Raw genomic sequence first — 18,710 nt, forward strand, 5'->3', positions numbered from 1 at the left:
TTATTAAATAAATTGTATTACGGAAATTATTTAAGTAATTTGTGTCTAAGTCGGTTTGAGTTTTATTAGAAAAACTTTAAAGTTATAGTATAAAGGTGTTTTTATAAAGTTGTTTATGTGTTAAGCAGAATAACGTTAATGAAATTGTTCTGTGGATATGCTTTATTGTGTGCATATGTTTATATCATGACTATTAAGTTAATGTTAATTTTAATTTGCAAAATTTTGTAAGTTCTTGACAATATCGTTATATTACGATAGGTATGATAAATACTTGTGGTTTATATATGTATTTATTTCATACGTGGTATACTAAATGTCTAGCGGTGTAAATGTTAATATTGATAAGCAGAAAGCTTTGGATAATGCCATTAATCAAATAGAAAAAGCTTTCGGTCGTGGTGCAATCATGAAATTAAAACAGCACCCTACTGAAAAGATAGATAGTATTTCTACAGGATCTATAGCATTGGATGTTGCTCTTGGTATAGGAGGTTTTCCAAAAGGTAGGATTATTGAAATTTTTGGTCCTGAAAGTTCAGGTAAAACAACACTTGCGTTACATGTTATAGCGGAAGCCCAAAAAAATGGTGGAAATTGTGCATTTATTGATGCTGAGCATGCCTTAGATATAATGTATGCACGTAAGCTTGGTGTTAATATTGGTGATTTAGTAGTGTCACAACCGGATACAGGAGAGCAAGCATTGCATATAGTTGAGTATTTAGTATGCTCTGGTGCAATGGATGTAATAGTTATAGATTCTGTTGCTGCTTTAACTCCTAGAGCTGAAATAGAAGGTGATATGGGTGATCAGCATATGGGGTTGCAGGCTAGGTTGCTAAGCCATGCTTTACGTAAGCTGACTTCTGTAGTATCAAAAGCCAATTGTATTCTCATTTTTATCAATCAAATTCGTATGAAAATAGGGATGGTATATGGTAATCCTGAAACCACAACTGGTGGTAATGCATTGAAATTTTATACTTCTGTAAGGTTAGATATTCGCAAAGTTAGCTCAATAAAAGATAAAGATGCTGTGGTTGGTAGTCAAACTAAAGTGAAAGTTGTTAAGAATAAAGTTGCTCCTCCTTTTAAACAAGCTGATTTTGATATTATGTATAATGAAGGTATATCAAAGACTGGTGAAATTATTGATATGGGTGTTAAATTTAATATCATTGAAAAATCTGGTTCTTACTACTCTTATAATTCTACTAGAATGGGTCAAGGAAGAGAAAATGCTAAGGCCTATTTAAAAGCTAATTCCGATATTGCAAATGAAATAGAGAAAAAAATAAGAGATTATTTATCAAGAAATTGCGATGAGTATGTTGTAAGTGATGTTGTAAGTGCTGATATAATGGAACAAGTTACAGAGGAAGTTTTTTAATTAAGTTAGCTATCCTTATTATGTTGCAACAGCTTTTATAGTCTATGAGGGTATAGCGTGTGCTAGATGAAAGTTTGTTAAATATTTTTAGTAGTAATAATGCGATTTTGAAAGGTCACTTTGTATTATCTTCAGGGTTGCATAGTGATACATATATACAATGTGCTAAGTTGTTTGAAAATCCGGGGGTGTGTGAGGAGTTATGTGCACGTCTAATAAAAAAAGCTCAAAATAAGATTATTATGCAAAATATAAATCTTATAGTTTCTCCAGCAATTGGGGGAATAATAGTGGGATACGAAATTGCCAAACAATTAGGGATTAGATGTGTATTTTGTGAACGGGTTAATGGTGTGTTTACATTACGTAGAGGATTTGAGATAAAATGTGATGATAAAATAATTATTGTTGAAGATGTGATTACAACAGGAAAATCTTCGATGGAAGTACTAGAATGTATAAGCATAAAGGATAATGTTGTTGGTGAGCTAAGTATTGTAAAACGTAGTAATAGTGACATAAATGTACCTTTTCCTATTGTGAGTTTACTTGAATTGGAAATACCGCATTATACGGATAATAATCTTCCAGATAATTTAAGGCAAATACCTGCCGTAAAACCTGGTAGCAGATTGCTTGTATAAATAATAACATCAGATATATTGTGTTGTTACTTAGAGCTAAGTAATTCATTAAGTTGTACTGGACTTAGTGTAGTGGTTGATTATTTATATAAATGCAATAGAATTGATAATATCCAAGAATCAATAATTGCTTAAATTCATGAAGCAATAATCAGCAGTTATACTAGTGGTGATAGTAGGTATGTTTTTGTTTGTATTGTAATTTTATTAATTTAAGTTAGTAAGATTTAAAAGTATGGTGTTGAATTGGAAGAAAAGCGTTATGTAAGACAAATGATTCTTCCTCAAATAGGAATAGAAGGTCAAAAGAGTCTTAAGAATAGTCGAGTATTAATTGTTGGGTGCGGAGGGATAGGAAGCATTGTTATACCTTTGATTTCTGCAAGTGGTATTGGGAAGATAGTATTATGTGATGATGATAATATACAAATTTCTAACTTTAATAGACAAATAATTTACAAAGAGCAGGATATAGGTAATAGTAAAGTATTAAAATCTAAGGAATTTATAGAACAGTTTAATTCTAATGTAGAAATTCAAGCGTTGAATGTTTTTATAGGACCTAAAAATTTTGAAAGCATTTTTAATAGTGTTGATATTATAGTAGACTGTACTGATAGATTAGCAGTTAAATTATTTCTTAATGATGCATGCGTATTAATGGGTAAGACGTTAATACATAGTGCAGCTATTGGATTTATAGGTCAAGTATTAACAATACCTTCTTATGGGAAACCTTGTTTGCGTTGTTTTTTTGAAAATCGGCATATGAGTATTAAGTTGAATTGTGCTAATGCAGGAATATTAAGTTCCACTGTTGGAGTAGTGGGCAGTATAGTATCTATGGAAGTGATTAAATATTTGATAAATATCTCTACAAATTTGGTAGGAAAATTGCAAAGGATAGACTTAAAAAATAATAGCTTTGTTACTTATGAATTTTCTGCAAATAAATCATGTATAGCATGCGGGGATAATGTAAAAGTTGACCCATATGATATAAGTCACTATGAGAGTAAATTATATTTTTAATGGTAAATATAATATCTTTAATTTTATTATAATTGTATACATAGGTTTAAAATGTTATAAACTATAACATGCCAAATAGAAATAACCTATGTTTTATCCAATATATTACGTATTAATAATTGTCGGATACGCTACATTACTTATAACTTTTTTGTGAATTAATGTGATATTCAAGTACAAACAGTGTGAAAGAGATGTTATATTTTCAATATTAGTAATATTAATTTATTTATAATTCAGCTAATTTGTAACATAAGGAAGTTGATAATCAATATGAATAATAAGTGTGGTTATTTTTGTATGAGAGATAGTGAATTTTATATTATAAGTATGCGTAAGTTTTTGATATTACAAAGTAATTTTGTTATGAAGTGTTTACAGTAAAATCCATGAGATGATAAATATTTTTTGTATAACCTTATTTTGTGCAAGCAAAAGGTTGCTATAAATTATGTGGTTAGTAAATCTTTTATAAAATTATACTTATTGAAAAATATGATAATTTGGTGAAGATTTTTGTATTCAAAACTAGTTGTAAGGAACTTTTGATACAAATTTACAGTATTATTTGGAAGCAATGATGTCATTTCTTCATATGTTTGTGCAGCCAGTTTTTATTATGTGTTATGATTAAAGCAGGAAATTTTTATAATATTTGCCATGATAAATGTTTTTTCTGAACCGGTAACTCCTAGCAAAGCATGCTTTTATATTGTTCAATACTATGGGATAATTTATTGCTGCTTATGATTAAGTACTTGATATTTTAATTGGGATTAATTTTAAAAGAGAGTGTAAAATTTCTTTGCAGCTTTTTTAAGCTCTGTTAATGTAAGTAATTACGTTTATATAGGTGGCATCATAAACCAGCTATTATGAATATGATTAAGGATTTCTAGTAAAAGAAGATTTTTTTATTATTACTTATAATAACTACTGTAAGTTGTGCTTTATTATATTGTAGTTTATATTAAGTTGGTATTTATATTTAGGGTTTTTTAGTGTAAATTTTAGTGCTAATATTTATAGGGTATGACTTTTTTGTTTGTATTTTCCTCAATGTACTGTAATATGCTCTGTTTATATGTATTGTGGGTTCTTACTAATAAAGTAGCTTTTAAGAGTTTTAATAAAGGATTAATAGCATAATATATTTAGTAGTTTTACCTTGAAATAGAGAATAAAATGTATCATTTTTAGTGATAGCTTGTAATGGAAATAGAATTGAAGCAAGATGTAAATTAACTATTGTTGGTGCTGTAAGATATTGCTATACTTTTAATGATATTTAAATTGTATTTATATAACTCTCTATACGTGTTTTGAATAATGAAATAACGGTTGTTGCTGTAGTCTTTTTATAAATGGTATTAGTTATTTTTGACATTATAATTTAATAATTAGTTTTAAAGCATTATTAATAAAAAACACTATCTTCGTGGGTTATCAATAAAATATAATAAGTTGTTGTTGTTTTTTGAATTATTAGTATGAGATTATCTATAAAAGCTATAGCTATATTTTTGTTATGTGTTGTGTCAGTTTATTCAATATTGCCTAATTTTATAGAAGGAAGTTTTTTGTTAGCAAAAAATAAGATAAACTTGGGATTAGACTTGCAAGGAGGAGGATATTTGTTGTTGAAGATAGATTTTCAAGAACATTTGAAAGAGAGATTATATAATTTAAGCGATGAATTAAAGGATTTTTTACAAAGAGAAAAAATATCATATACTCAGCTTTATGTTAATCAAGAAACATTGATTTTAAATTTAAACAATAAAGAAAATATTTATGAAATAAAAAAAAAATATAAAGATATTGAGATTGTAGATAAAGTAGAATACATCACTATTGCTTTTAATAAAGCATATATTAAAAAAGTATATAGAGATATTATGTCTAGTTCTATTAATAATATACAGCGTAGATTAGATACATCTGGTACTAAAGAAATATCAATAAAAAGTCATGGGACAGATAAAATATCTTTGCAGATACCAGGAATTTATAATATTAAAAATATTAGGTCTTTACTTGGAAAAACTGCTAGGCTAACTTTTCACCTACTAGAAGATGTGAAAAAGCTTAGTGATATTAATTCTTTTACTACAGTTTTGCTTCATGACAGTTTGGGTAACACTTATCCTGTATTACGTAAAGTTGAAATTAGTGGAGATTCACTAATAGATGTAAGTGCAGGTGTAAATCAAGTAGGTAAAGCAGTTGTATATTTTAAATTTAATACCTTTGCCACTAAGAAGTTTGCTAAGATTACTAAAGAAAATTTTGGTAAACCTTTTGCCATAGTATTAGATAATGTTGTATTAACAGCTCCTATAATAAATGAGCCAATTATGGGAGGAAGTGGTGAAATTAGTGGAAATTTTACTTTTGATAGAGCAAAAGAATTAGCAATTCTGTTAAAATCTGGGGCATTACCTGCACCATTACATGTTGTTGAAGAAAAAACTATAGGACCAAGTTTAGGAGCTGATTCTATTGCTCAAGGTAAAGTTGCAATGGTTACATCAATTTTACTGGTTTCAATATTCATTATACTAATTTATGGCCCTTTTGGTATTATTGCTGTAATTGGGTTAGTATTTAATATAATATTTATTCTTTTTATATTAACGTTATTACAGGCTACTTTAACATTACCTGGAATTGCGGGAATTACTTTAACTATTGGTATGTCTGTTGATGCAAATGTTCTTATTTTTGAGCGAATAAGAGAGGAGATAAAAGCTACTAATAAACTTAGATGGTCTATTGATACAGGGTTTAAAAATGCTATGTCAACGATTTTTGATTCAAATATTACAACATTAATTGTTGCAGTAATTATGTTTATGATAGGTAGTGGACCAATTAGTGGATTTGCTGTTACTTTATCCATAGGAATTATATGTTCTATGTTATCAGCAATTACCTTAACAAGGCTTCTTATAGATTTGTGGGTAGCAGTAATGAAGTTAAAAATTGTGAAAATATAATATTTGTATACATACCTGCAAATTTATTCATAAAACATGTAACTAGAATAATAAAAAAGGCATGTAAGAGTATTTTATATTAACTATAGTAAATAGAAACAACTAACTTAAATATAAAGTTATCATATGCATGTGTTATTTACGTTAGTTATACTATAGTAAATATATAGTGTAAGAGCAGTAATTATAATGATTTTTTGTGTATGCTAAATTTATAAAAACATTTTATAAGTAGGTATTTTATGATTACAGAAAAGAAAGTGAAAGATTATCAACGTAAAGTGGTATGGTGTAGTGGAAAAGGTGATGATAATAATTATGTTGAGCATCCAAAAGTATATTTGACTTTTACTAATAGTGAAAAGGTAGTTTGTCCTTATTGTAGTAAGGTATTTTTTTATACTGAGAATTAAACAATGTGTAAAGTATAGCTGTTATGTCTGTAGTAACACTATTTTAGCAAAATTTGGGTTTAATAGAAACTATACATATAAATATATTTTAAAAGTAAAGTATAAAAAGATATAAGATTAAATAATATAGAATTAATTTATTAATAAAAAAATATTTTAATAAAAAAAATTAATATATAATAATTTATAAAGTTGTTTAATTATTTTAATAACTTATACCAATACACAATAGAATATGGGTTAAAATTATGAAACTACGTATTAGAGATTTACATAGTGTGATATTTTATACACAGAATTATGGTATATTTAATCGAGGACAATTTGTACGTGGTGTAGTGTCATTACAAGATAAATTGTTTGAGCTGTACGCTCAAGGAGCAATAGACATTAGTGAAATACTATATGATAATGAGTCTTTTACTTCAATATTAGAAGTTTATACAAAGAATCCTGAAGGAAAATTTTTGTTTGAATGTAGTGAAAAATATTTGGATAGAATATTTATTTGTAATGATGATAATGCTATAAAGTTAGCTTCAAATTTATTTGAAAGGTTATCATATAATGTTTCAGTTGTAGAAGCTCATGAGAGGAAAGCTGTAAGTACATATAGGGATGTTGATATAGTATTGTTAAAAGCTGAATTATTTGAACAAATAGAATTATATCCTAATTTTATTCCTGATATTCAATGTAGTATTCTTAAAGATAGTAACCTAAAAACTCATATTGTAAATTATGACTATAGTTCTAAGCCAATAAGTCATAAATTATATGATGCTTGTTTTTATGCAGAAAAGTGGTCATTGCTAACTTTTTACGAAAAAGCACTGAGGATTATATTTACAGGTGTTGCTTTCTGCATTCCGCCATTATCATTAATTATAATTGTTGCTTATCATGGGCACAAAAAGGATCTTACGAGAAGTAATTATTTTAACCTACGGCCTTGGCAATATAGGGAATATATATCAAAGGTTCCACAATCTTCTTATGATGTGATGTTTAATTGCTGTGATGATATAAAAGATGTATTTAGGAATAAGGTTGTACGTTACAGTAAAGATGCTCATTATTTTAATGAGGAGTCTGTATGTATGGGTGCAACTATAAACGAAAATTGTACTACTCCAATAGGCAAAGCAGTAAGTGATAAGGATGTATTTTTACTTATAGCTAAAGATCAAGAATTAACTAAAGCACAACTTGCCTTAAGATATTATTTGCTTTTTGTAATTGCTATTGTAGGCTGTTCTAGGATTATGCAGTTAATATTAGGGTGTTATTTTAACAAAGGAATAACGAGTTTATATGGATCTTTTACATCTTATGTAGTATTATTGCTAGGATTTATAAGTTTATTTTGTGTTAGAAATGTAAAAATTAGAGTAATATCAACAATATGTACGGCTATTACATCTATGATGGCTGCTGTGACATTAATTTCTATCATTAACAATACTTCCAATATGTTTCTTTTTACATATGAGAAATGGATATCTGTAGCATTATTATCAATGGCTACTATAATGACATGTATACTTTTTGGGATAAGCAATTGTTATGCAAAGGATAGGATGGTAGCTTCAGAATTACATCTTAGCACTACTGCGTATTTAACAATAAAGAAACAATTAGATAATTTAGTAAAAGAAGGCTATGTAACTCAGTATAATAAAGCATTTGATAAGATTCAAGAGCCATTTCTTAAAGAGGCGTGTATGGCAGGTGTTTTTGGGAGTGAGTTTATGCTACAAGAAGAAAGTGGTGTTCAAGAAGAAGGTAATGAGGCTGTGCGAGATCAGGAGTATAACGATGAAAGTGATAATACATACTTACTATCAAATGATGATATAAGCAATGAAATGTCAAGTTGTATGTTAATGCCAAGTTGTAGTGGATTAAGGAGTAAGACTACTATGTAGCAAATACACATAACTTATTATTAAACATTTGTGAAAGTAGGGTTGCTCATTTATTATGAATATAATAACAACATCTTAAATTTTTTTGATCGAAAAATAATTAATGGTAACACAAACTGTATGTGTATAAGAGAAGTTTGGCTATTTTTTATTATTAAAATATATATAAGTTAATTATGTGTACTTTTGCTAAGAATATATTGAACTTTTTTATGAAAGTTTTTATCTAATTTTTTGAAACTTTGCATTATTATACATGGAGCAGTGGAAAAATCCCCCCTATTATTTAAAGCATTTTTTAATTGGTTTAGGGATTGACTATCAAGATGTTGATCATTTGCTAAGTGTGAAAATATGGTTTCAGCATTTTTTGCAATGTTTTTGTATTTACTTAAAGAATGATCATTTGGATATTGGGCAATGTTTTTAACGATTTTTAATTCATGAGTTGTAAAATCGCGAAAAGCTAAGTTTATTAAAGTTGGAAGTACATCATCTTTATCTGATTGTTCTATAATGTTAGCTTTTAATAAAATATCTACAAAATGTTCAATGGTCTTATATACATTCTTGAGAATTACTATGTCTATAGAACGGGTTGTATTATTAACTGTAACATCACACGTTGTGTCATCTGATTCTAGTAAATTTATTAAAGATTTATTTTCTTGTGACAGTAGATCTAGATAATTTTTTGATATTGGGTGCATTATTATAGTATTATTATATATATTAATGCTAAATTGAGGATTATTAGAATAGTTACATATAAAAAAGTTGTGTGTATCAAGATTACAGGCTTTTTTTAATGTTTCTGCAAGTAAGTCGGCATTAATACGAAAACCATGATTTAGCATATAGTTTACCATATGGTTAACTTCACTATAACTGAATTGTTGAGTAGTAGATAATGTGGCTTTATTATTATCGTAATTTATGGTAACAGCGTGCGAAAATAATGCCTTAGCAGCTTTATGTTTATCTAATACTGTAAATGTTTTTATAAAGTGTTCTATTGTATTGAGATCTGTAAATAACAAATCTATTTGTTTTTTTGTAACTATAATAGTTTTTATCATTATCTTTACACTTTTAAATTGTATTTTACTATGTTAATAAATTTTTCTTAAAAAAAAAATAATTTCATTGTTATATATTAATAATTTTACTATTATAAAGAAACTGTAATCTAGCAATTGCTGATAACTTTGAAATATTTTTACACTGGCTAAATAAATATATTATGACAGTGTAATTTTTGTTTTAAAAACGCAACATAATGTAAAAAAATATGTTAGTGCTCCAAAAATTATTAGTATTGCCAACCCGATACACCTGAAAATTGCTCTGTAGAAAAACAGTGGTTGTAAAAAATGATATATTATTAGTATAACAACTGTCATTGCTATGGATGATATAACTATATGTATTAATGTTAATGGAAGCGAAGTACTAATTTTATACAGGTTATGAGTCCTTAAGTAGGATATGAGTAAAATAGCATTTGTCCATGATCCAATGGATGCTGCAATAGCAATGCTCGTATGTTTATAAAATTTCATAAGTATGATATTAAAAATAACACTTACTACTAGTGATATTAATGAAGAAAATGTTGGTATATAGATTTGTTTACGTATATAAAAAGAAACTAAAAATATTTTACTCACTACAAAAGATGGTAAGGAGAATGCAAACGCAATTAAGACAGGTATTGTATTATAAATTGCTATATGGTTGAATTGACCATAATTTAGTAATGTTAGCAATATTGCATCAGGTATAATGATTAATGATATTGTTGCTGGAATGATAAACATTAATCCTATTTCCAAAGCTCTGTTTTGAATATCAATAATATTCTGAAAATTATTGTTTTGTATCTTTTTTGAAAGTGCAGGTAATAAAACAGTACCAATAGAAATACCTATTAATGCTTGAGGAAGTTGATGTACTCTTTCAGCATAATAAATGTAAGATATTGCACCTGGAATAAAACTTGCAAATATGGTATTAATCCAAACACTAATCTGAGATATACAATTATGTAACACCGATACTATAGTGCTTTTTAAAAATGATGCAATTTCACTGTTAAATTTTGGTACACATATATGCACCCCTATTTTATTTTTATATGCTACACAAAATACTAAGGTAAGTTGTAAAATTCCTGCAATTAGCACTGATACTGAAAGATTATATATACATGTAGTGTGGAAGTGGGGTATAAATGTACTTAAAATTAAACAAGTGTTTAAAATGACGGGTAGTAAAGCAGTTACTGCAAAAAAGTTATGAGTTTGTAAAATACTATTAATCAAAGTAGCAAGAGAGATAAAGAGTAAATATGGCATCATGATTCTTGTTAAATTAACAGCTAGCCCTAATTTATCGATATGGCTAGAAAATCCATGAATAAATACTTTAAATATTTGAGGAGAAAAAAACATTAATATTGCACAAAGGACTGCTAATGCTATTGCTAGTACTGAGAAAATATTATTTGCAAATTCTGCTGCTGAAGATTTATTTATGAGTTTTGTTGAATATTCTGGTATGAATGCAGCACTAAGTCCTTCTGCAAAGTATATTCTGAATGAATTAGGTAAGCGAAATGCTGCAAGAAATATGTCTGATAACTCATGTGCTCCAAGATTATATGCAATTGTCATATCTCGTAGTAATCCTAACGTTCTAGAAATTAAGGTAAAAAAACTAAAAGTGAAAATTTTTTTTAGCATTACTTGACTTTATGCAAGAAACAATCATAGGATTTACAAGTATTCTACATTATTATAGGATAGCTAAATGACTATGTCAATTGTCTTTAGTATACGTGATTTAATGTTAAAATTAGCAAACATAAATCCTGTAGCTTTAACAATAGGTTATATAGAAATACGTTGGTATTCTTTAGCATATGTTGTGGGAGCGTTATTTTCATATTGGTACATAGCTCGAATAGATAAATATGTCACTTTTTGCAGAGAAGACTATGATTCACTAATGTCATTAGCAATGCTTGGAGTTATTATTGGTGGAAGAATAGGTTATGTACTATTTTATGATCTTAGTTTTTATTTACAGTGTCCTTTTGAAATTGTTAAAATATGGCATGGAGGAATGTCTTTTCATGGAGGCTTAATAGGATTACTAATTGTTACTGTGATTTTTTGTTTAAAAAAAAAATTTTCATATTATCTGTACTAGATTTATATTCTTGTTCTGCACCTTTAGGTCTGTTTCTAGGGCGTATTGCAAACTTTATTAATGGAGAACTGTATGGTAAAGTAACAAATGTAGGTTGGGGTATTGTATTTCCTGCAAGTAATGACTTATTACCTAGACATCCTAGCCAATTGTATGAAGCTGTTTTTGAAGGAATGTTGTTATTCTGTATTACTAACTTTCTTTTTCATTTTACAACTGCTAAAAATCAAAAAGGATTGTTGTGTGGAATTACTGTAACGTTATATGGAATTTTTAGATTTATTATAGAATTTTTTCGTGAACCTGATATTCAAGTAGGTTATATTTTGCTAAATGAAATTACAATGGGACAATTATTGTCAGTTCCTATGATAGTAGTGGGTATACTTTTGTTGTTAAAAAGTATTGCAAAATTATACCAGTAGTGATATTATGTGGTATTGTTTATGCAAAGGTTCTTTTTATGTCATTATTTCATTATGATATAAAAAGTAATAAAAGGCTTAGCTCTCCGTTTTTGCAGGGGCAATACCTAATAGAGTCATATGAAGAGGGTATGAATAACCCGCTGTCATACTTAGTTGATGTGCAGGTGAAAAATGCTAAACGTATTGAACAAGAGCATTGCTAGCTAGCATCTTTTTTTGTGTGTGTTAAGTTAGCAAAGGAACTTTTCACTGGGTGATCGTTGGTAACGCTATCTTTGATTAGTTTTTTACCATCAATAATATCTTTAATATCATTTCCAGTTAGTGTTTCAAATTCTAGAAGATTTTCAGCTATAATGTGCAATGCATCTAAACGTTCATTAAGTATATTTTTTGCCCTTTCTAATGCAGACGATACTATAGATTTAACCTCTTTATCGATTAAGTTTGCTAAATTATTAGATATAGTTTCATTTTTTTCTTCGCTATGATATAGAGGCCCTATTTTATCGCTCATACCCCATTTCATGACCATTGATCTAGCAAGATTAGTAGCTTGTTGTATATCTGATGATGCTCCACTTGTTACTTTGTTGTATCCAAATATTAATTCTTCAGCAGCCCTTCCTCCCATTGCTACTGTAAGGTCTGCGATCATCTTTTCTCTAGTGTGAGACACACGATCAGATTCAGGTAACCTCATTACTAGTCCTAAACTTCTACCGCGTGGAATAATAGTTGCTTTATGTATAGGATCAGATGCTGGAGTATAGAAAGCTATTACAGCATGACCGGCTTCATGATATGCTGTTAACCTTTTTTCTTCATCTGTCATTATCATTGATCTTCTTTCTGCCCCCATCATAACTTTGTCTCTTGCATATTCAAAGTCATTCATAGTAACTATTTTTTTGTTTAATCTGGCTGCTATTAGTGCTGCTTCATTTACTAGATTTGCTAAATCTGCACCAGAAAACCCTGGAGTACCTCTTGCAATTATTTTTATACTAACATCCGGAGCTATAGGAATTTTTTTTATGTGTACATTTATTATCTTTTCTCTTCCACTAATATCTGGTATTGGTATAGTAACTTGTCTATCAAATCTTCCTGGTCTTAATAGTGCATTATCTAAGACATCAGGACGGTTTGTTGCAGCAATAATAACAACTCCTTCATTTGATTCAAATCCATCCATTTCTACAAGTAGTTGATTAAGTGTTTGTTCTCTTTCATCATTACCACCACCTAAACCTATGCCACGGTGTCTTCCTACAGCATCTATTTCATCAATAAAAATGAGACAAGGAGCATTTTTTTTGCCTTGTTCGAACATATCGCGTACTCTGCTTGCACCAACTCCTACAAACATTTCAACAAAGTCGGAGCCTGAAATACTAAAAAAAGGTACATTTGCTTCTCCAGCAATTGCACGTGCAAGTAAAGTTTTACCAGTTCCTGGGGGCCCTATAAGTAAACATCCCTTTGGTATTCTACCTCCTAATTTTTGAAATTTTTGTCTATGTTTTAAGAAATCTACAATTTCAACTAATTCATCCTTTGCTTCATCTATACCTGCAACATCATTGAATGTCACTTTGTTGCGATTTTCTGTCATAAGACGTGCACGTGATTTGCTAAAGCTCATTGTACGGTTTCCACCAGCTTGCATTTGTTTTAAAAAAATAAACCATATTATAACTAGTAGAAACATTGGGAACCAGGAAATGAAGATATTGCCTATAATACCTAAAAATGTTTCATCTGATGCAAAGCTAAAAGTAACTTTATGAGCTTGTAGAGATTTTATTAAATTATCATATATTATGCCATTTGTACGAAACTTTGAGCCGTTTCGTAGTATTCCTTCAATATTATGATCGGTAATGACAGCACTTTCTATTTCGTTATTGTCTAATTTGCTTAAGAATTCGGAAAATGGTAATTTAATATTACTATTTCCGATAATTTTATTATTAAACTGTATATATAGTACGGTTATTAAAATAATTATTGCAGACCAAATAACCAATCCTTCAGTTATTTTTCGCATAATTAGCAGCTCCCTATTAATTAAATTGACTGTAAACTAAGTTGACAATATTTCTTTTAATTAGCACATCTTCAATGCTAATTACAGGAATATTATCTATATTATTATTTTGTAGAGGGTAAGCAAGAATTTTATCTTTGCTCTTTAATATAGGCAAGCTATACACAGCTTCTTTATAAAGTTTCTTAAGGTGTATAGGTATAGGATTATTGCTTAAAGGTGTAATACTAACTTGCTCAGCGCTAATATTGTGTATTTTAAGTAAGAACCTATTATCCCATATGATTGTTTCTTTAGTGTATGGATTAATATATTGTGTTTTTATTGATGCAACTTCTTTTATAATAGATATAGTGTTGTCTTTATTTCTTATAATTTTACAGTTGTAAAATGTGTGAGGAGGAATGGATAAATCATTCTTTATTTTATGAAAAAGTTTGATAAATTTTTCATATCTTGGTTTATAACTTTTTTTTCCTATAACCATAAGTGAATATGAAAACAACCTTAACGCTATTTCTTCTGGAACTTCATTAAACTTATTTAATTTAATGTTAATAAAGCCTAATTTGTTAAATTCTAAACAATCATTAAGTGCAGCATGTACATAATATAATATGCAATTTACAGCACGCTTAATATGTATTGCCGTTGTATGTAACCTATTAACTAAAACATCTGGATTTTTGCTTACTTTAATAAAGTTACGGTATAAAGTTCTTTTGTATTTTGTATTTGTATTGCTAGGATCTTCTATCCAATTAAGTTGTTTTTGTAATGCATAATGTAGTATTTCTTTTTTTGTGAAACAGAGAAAAGGCCTTAATATTTCTATAGTATAGAATCTAGATCTTTCTTGCATTCCTAATAATCCATCTAATCCACTACCTCTTTCTAATCTCATAAAAATAGTTTCTGCTTGGTCATCTTTATGATGAGCTGTTATGAGATACTTTATGGAGTTGAGATCGCACCATTCATGTAATAGACTATATCTAATGGTTCTAGCAGCTGACTGAATATTGCTTGTAGGTTTTATGCCGTTCCAATTTAGGATCTGACAGGTTAATTTTAATTTTTGTGAAGTATTATATACAAATAGAGTTTCTTGTGTTGCTTCTTCACGTAATCCATGATTTACTGTTAGAATTATGGGATGAAATTTAGTATTTACGTTATGATATATGGATATTAAGTATAATAAAGTAATACTATCTACCCCTCCTGACACTGCAACAGCATAGTTTTTTTGTAGATTTAATTCTTGCATTTTATGTAAGAACCTTGACTCTAAATTCATAACTACCAACATATTATTATTGTAAGCGCGGAAAGAGAGGGATTCGAACCCTCGATACAAGTTTATTGTATACACACTTTCCAGGCGTGCGCTTTAGACCACTCAGCCATCTTTCCTTAATGGGAGTAATTTTAGCAGAAATAGTATTTATATAAATGTTTTTTAATTATAATAATTAATATTGTAAAAATTTTGTATTTTTTAGTACGGTAACACATGGTATTATGTTAAAGCTATACTATAAAAATAAAAGGACTGAAAGATGAAAGACAACTATATATTTTATGTTTAGTATGTATTTGAAGTAACGAAAATATAAGATTGTCATTACATAAAAGGAAAGATATTTTTGTTTAAAATTATTGATTTTTTAGCTTATTACTTAACTTAATAACCTATATTTTACATAAAAATATTACTAATTTTACATTACTCAATAAAGCAAAATATCTTTGTAATTGTAAAAAATAATTTCATATTTTTTTTAGGGTGTTTATAGTAGGTCACTATACATAAATGTATTATTTTGGTGACTGATGAAAAGCTTACGTGCAATAATTTTTATTGTAGGAGTATTTTCTTTACTGTTTGCAAATATTATGCTTGTTCCAGCAATGGTGAACTTTTATGCTGAATATGCTTGGGAAGGGTTTGTAATATCAAGCTTAATAGTATTTTCTTTTGGGATAATTTGTATATTTATTGGAAAATTATGCGCCCTAAAAAAAGTGTTGGTATTTAGTATTACAAGTAATGTGTGGATTATACTTTCAATATTATCATCGATACCTTTTGTTTTGTCTGATACTAAGCTATCTTATATTGATGCTTTTTTTGAGGCAACATCTGGAATTACAACAACAGGTGCAACGGTTTTAAGTAATTTGCATGAAAAATCACCAGGCATATTATTATGGCGTTCTATTTTGAATTCTATAGGAGGATTAGGAATAATTGTAACAGGTATCTTCTTGTTTCCTTGCTTAAAAGTGATAAGCCTGCATAGCTTGTATCATTGCGAATCTTCTGATACTTCAGTAAGATTTAAGTTTGGCCTTTTTAAGACTTTAATGTATACATTTGGGGTATATATTACATTAATAATATTGTGTACTGTGTTCTATAGAATAGCTGGAATGTCTATTTTTGATGCAATTTGTCATGCATTATCTACTACATCAACGGGTGGGTTTTCAAATTATGATGATTCTTTACAGCATTTTAATAGTGTTTATGTGGAGAATGTAGCCATAGTGTTTATACTTTTAAGTTCATGTCCCTTTAATATGTATCTGAGGGCAATGTCAGAAAAACGTTTTTTTGATATACAAATTATTTGTCTTATTTTTATTATTATTGGATGTTCAATATTGAGTATGATATGGATTTATCATAATAATCTTTATATAAAAGGTGAATTTATACGCTGCCTAAGATGTGTAGTTTTTTCTTTTGTATCATTAAGCACTTCTACTGGGTTTACAAATTGTGATTATAGTAATTGGGGATTGGTATCTATATTAGGATGTTTAGTTATGTTTATTGGAGGTTGTAGCGGTTCTACAAATAGTGGTGTTAAAATGTACCGTATCTTAATCTTACTAAAAAGTGTTCAAAAATATATAAAAAATATTGTACTTGGTGATTACAAAGAAGTATATTTTTGCTTTTATAATAGGGCTATAAATTCCAATATATTATTAGAAGTAAGTATATTTTTCTTTTTGTATATTGCTATTCTGATTGTATCCTGTGTTCTTATATCGTTAAGTGGAGAAAGTATTGTAACTTCTATTACGGCTGTTATTGCTACTTTAGCGAATACAGGTCCAGGAATAGGTGAAATTGTTGGGCCAAAAGGTAATTATAATAGTTTGTTACCGCTAGTTAAATTATTGTTATCTTGTCTAATGTTAATAGGCAGACTGGAAATAATACCAGTTTTTGCGTTTGCGTATTTGATTTTTTATAAATGTAAAAAGTTGTATATTTCTTAATTAATGTAAAAACACTTGATATGTTTTGATAAGGATATAAGATAGGACTGATTTGTATTTTTTATTTTTAGAGTAAAAAATATGTTACATTCTGCTGTAATGACGGAACCAAGGAGGAACATTTTTGCAATCCTAGATATGGGGTCAACAAAAATGGTATGCTTTGCAGTAAAAATGCATAACAATGGAGAGCCTGAAATTATAGGAATAGGTTATAAAGCTGCTGACGGTATTAATGGTGGTGCAATTACAAATATGCAACATGCAAGTTATTCAGTTTTATCAAGTATAGATATTGCAGAACAAGTTGCTGAACAGACAATAGATCAGGTGTATATTAACATTTCTGGATGTGGTATTTCTTCATATAATGTTGTTAATGAAATTAATTCTACAGTACATGAAATATCAGATCGTGATGTTAAAAGGATTGTACTACAAACTTATGAAAAGTGTTGTGATAATGATGTCATTATTCATAATATTCCTATAGCATATCATCTTGATAATATTAGTAGTATCACAGAATTAAAAGGCCTTTATGGTAGCAAATTAAAGGCAGATATGCATGTGGTGACAGCTTCAAAATTAGCATTATTAAATATAGAAAATTGTATTACTAATAGTAATTTAAATATGGCTGGATGTATTGCAGAATCTTATGCATCTGGGTTAGCTTGTTTAACTGATGATGAGAAGGAACTGGGTACAGTAATTATTGATATGGGAGGCGGTTATACTTCTATTGGTATTTTTGATAAAGGAAAGTTTGTTTATGCTGATAGTATACCTTTGGGTGGAATGCATGTTACTAGAGATATTGCTTATGGGTTATATACTAGTGTTAAAAGCGCAGAGCGTATAAAGATTTTGCATGGTAATATCATGTTAACATCTGCGGATAAGAACTATGTTATTGAAGCTGAAAACGATGATCATGATGATGAATTAATATCAGTTATGAAATCAGACCTTATTAATATAATTAGGCCAAGAATTGAAGAAATATTAGAATTAGTAAAAGGTAAATTGGAAAGACAAAAAAATATTGTTAGAAAAGTAGTTATTACAGGAGGATGTAGCCAATTGATGAGTATGAAAGAAATTGCTAGTTATATTTTGAATAAACAGGTGAGAATAGGAACTCCTGTTAGTATAAGTGGCCTTGATGTGGAATATAGTCGTAATCCTATATTTTCTGCTGCTATAGGCGTAACTTTGCTTGTTGCACAGACATTCTATAGTGGTAGTTATGTTCATGATAAAAAAAACAAGCTTAAAAAATTGTTTGAATGGATAAGATAGTTCAT

The 18,710-nt window shown here is 28.5% G+C and carries 13 protein-coding genes, 1 tRNA gene and 1 pseudogene; 10 read left to right on the top strand and 5 right to left on the bottom strand.

Annotation, left to right across the window (positions count from 1 at the left end):
• The first annotated feature begins 316 nt into the window (after positions 1-316).
• From recA to NLO413_RS03710, 6 genes are all read left to right on the top strand, one after another.
• Entirely contained in the window at positions 317-1,393 is a 1,077-nt protein-coding gene (gene recA / locus NLO413_RS03690) for a recombinase RecA (RefSeq protein ID WP_045809144.1), read from the top strand.
• A 59-nt stretch (positions 1,394-1,452) separates the two neighbouring features.
• Positions 1,453-2,037: an orotate phosphoribosyltransferase gene (pyrE, locus tag NLO413_RS03695; RefSeq protein WP_045809145.1), complete on the top strand. Its 585-nt coding sequence runs from the start codon at positions 1,453-1,455 to the stop codon at positions 2,035-2,037.
• Between the two features lie 273 nt (positions 2,038-2,310).
• Complete coding sequence (locus tag NLO413_RS03700) at positions 2,311-3,069, top strand: HesA/MoeB/ThiF family protein (RefSeq protein WP_045809146.1); 759 nt, start codon at positions 2,311-2,313, stop codon at positions 3,067-3,069.
• Between the two features lie 1,484 nt (positions 3,070-4,553).
• On the top strand, positions 4,554-6,068 hold the full coding sequence (secD, locus tag NLO413_RS03705; RefSeq protein WP_458692772.1) for a protein translocase subunit SecD: 1,515 nt from the start codon (positions 4,554-4,556) through the stop codon (positions 6,066-6,068).
• A gap of 242 nt (positions 6,069-6,310) precedes the next feature.
• Positions 6,311-6,481 carry a zinc-finger domain-containing protein gene (locus tag NLO413_RS04820; RefSeq protein WP_084229827.1) on the top strand — a complete coding sequence of 57 codons (171 nt, stop codon included), beginning with the start codon at positions 6,311-6,313 and terminating at the stop codon, positions 6,479-6,481.
• Between the two features lie 248 nt (positions 6,482-6,729).
• The gene (locus tag NLO413_RS03710) at positions 6,730-8,409 is read left to right on the top strand and encodes a hypothetical protein (RefSeq protein WP_045809148.1); all 1,680 of its coding nucleotides are present in this window, start codon (positions 6,730-6,732) and stop codon (positions 8,407-8,409) included.
• A gap of 170 nt (positions 8,410-8,579) precedes the next feature.
• Here NLO413_RS03710 and NLO413_RS03715 read toward each other — a convergent pair whose 3' ends face one another.
• Positions 8,580-9,488: a hypothetical protein gene (locus NLO413_RS03715; RefSeq protein WP_045809149.1), complete on the bottom strand. Its 909-nt coding sequence runs from the start codon at positions 9,486-9,488 to the stop codon at positions 8,580-8,582.
• A 162-nt stretch (positions 9,489-9,650) separates the two neighbouring features.
• Entirely contained in the window at positions 9,651-11,153 is a 1,503-nt protein-coding gene (murJ, locus tag NLO413_RS03720) for a murein biosynthesis integral membrane protein MurJ (RefSeq protein WP_045809150.1), read from the bottom strand.
• 103 nt (positions 11,154-11,256) lie between these two features.
• Between murJ and lgt the strand changes: the two are divergent.
• A pseudogene (gene lgt, locus NLO413_RS03725) lies at positions 11,257-12,047 on the top strand (prolipoprotein diacylglyceryl transferase).
• A gap of 38 nt (positions 12,048-12,085) precedes the next feature.
• The gene (locus tag NLO413_RS04880; protein WP_156965568.1) at positions 12,086-12,253 is read left to right on the top strand and encodes a hypothetical protein; all 168 of its coding nucleotides are present in this window, start codon (positions 12,086-12,088) and stop codon (positions 12,251-12,253) included.
• Here the strand turns inward: NLO413_RS04880 and ftsH are convergent.
• The 3 genes from ftsH to NLO413_RS03740 all read right to left on the bottom strand — a co-directional run bounded on the left by ftsH (position 12,250) and on the right by NLO413_RS03740 (position 15,519).
• Complete coding sequence (gene ftsH / locus NLO413_RS03730; protein WP_045809151.1) at positions 12,250-14,103, bottom strand: ATP-dependent zinc metalloprotease FtsH; 1,854 nt, start codon at positions 14,101-14,103, stop codon at positions 12,250-12,252. The genes NLO413_RS04880 and ftsH overlap by 4 nt on opposite strands.
• Before the next feature lie 16 nt (positions 14,104-14,119).
• A complete protein-coding gene (gene tilS, locus NLO413_RS03735) occupies positions 14,120-15,403 on the bottom strand; it encodes a tRNA lysidine(34) synthetase TilS (protein WP_232295915.1) in 1,284 nt (427 codons plus the stop codon).
• 28 nt (positions 15,404-15,431) lie between these two features.
• Positions 15,432-15,519, bottom strand: a tRNA-Ser gene (locus NLO413_RS03740).
• Between the two features lie 420 nt (positions 15,520-15,939).
• On the opposite strand from NLO413_RS03740, the gene NLO413_RS03745 reads away from it, so the two are divergent.
• Complete coding sequence (locus NLO413_RS03745; protein WP_045809152.1) at positions 15,940-17,400, top strand: TrkH family potassium uptake protein; 1,461 nt, start codon at positions 15,940-15,942, stop codon at positions 17,398-17,400.
• Positions 17,401-17,481: 81 nt separating this feature from the next.
• Positions 17,482-18,705, top strand: coding sequence for a cell division protein FtsA (gene ftsA / locus NLO413_RS03750; RefSeq protein ID WP_045809153.1), 1,224 nt, complete (start codon positions 17,482-17,484; stop codon positions 18,703-18,705).
• Positions 18,706-18,710: the final 5 nt, after the last annotated feature.

The organism is Candidatus Neoehrlichia procyonis str. RAC413, from assembly GCF_000964795.1.
Taxonomy (GTDB): Bacteria; Pseudomonadota; Alphaproteobacteria; order Rickettsiales; family Anaplasmataceae; genus Neoehrlichia; species Neoehrlichia procyonis.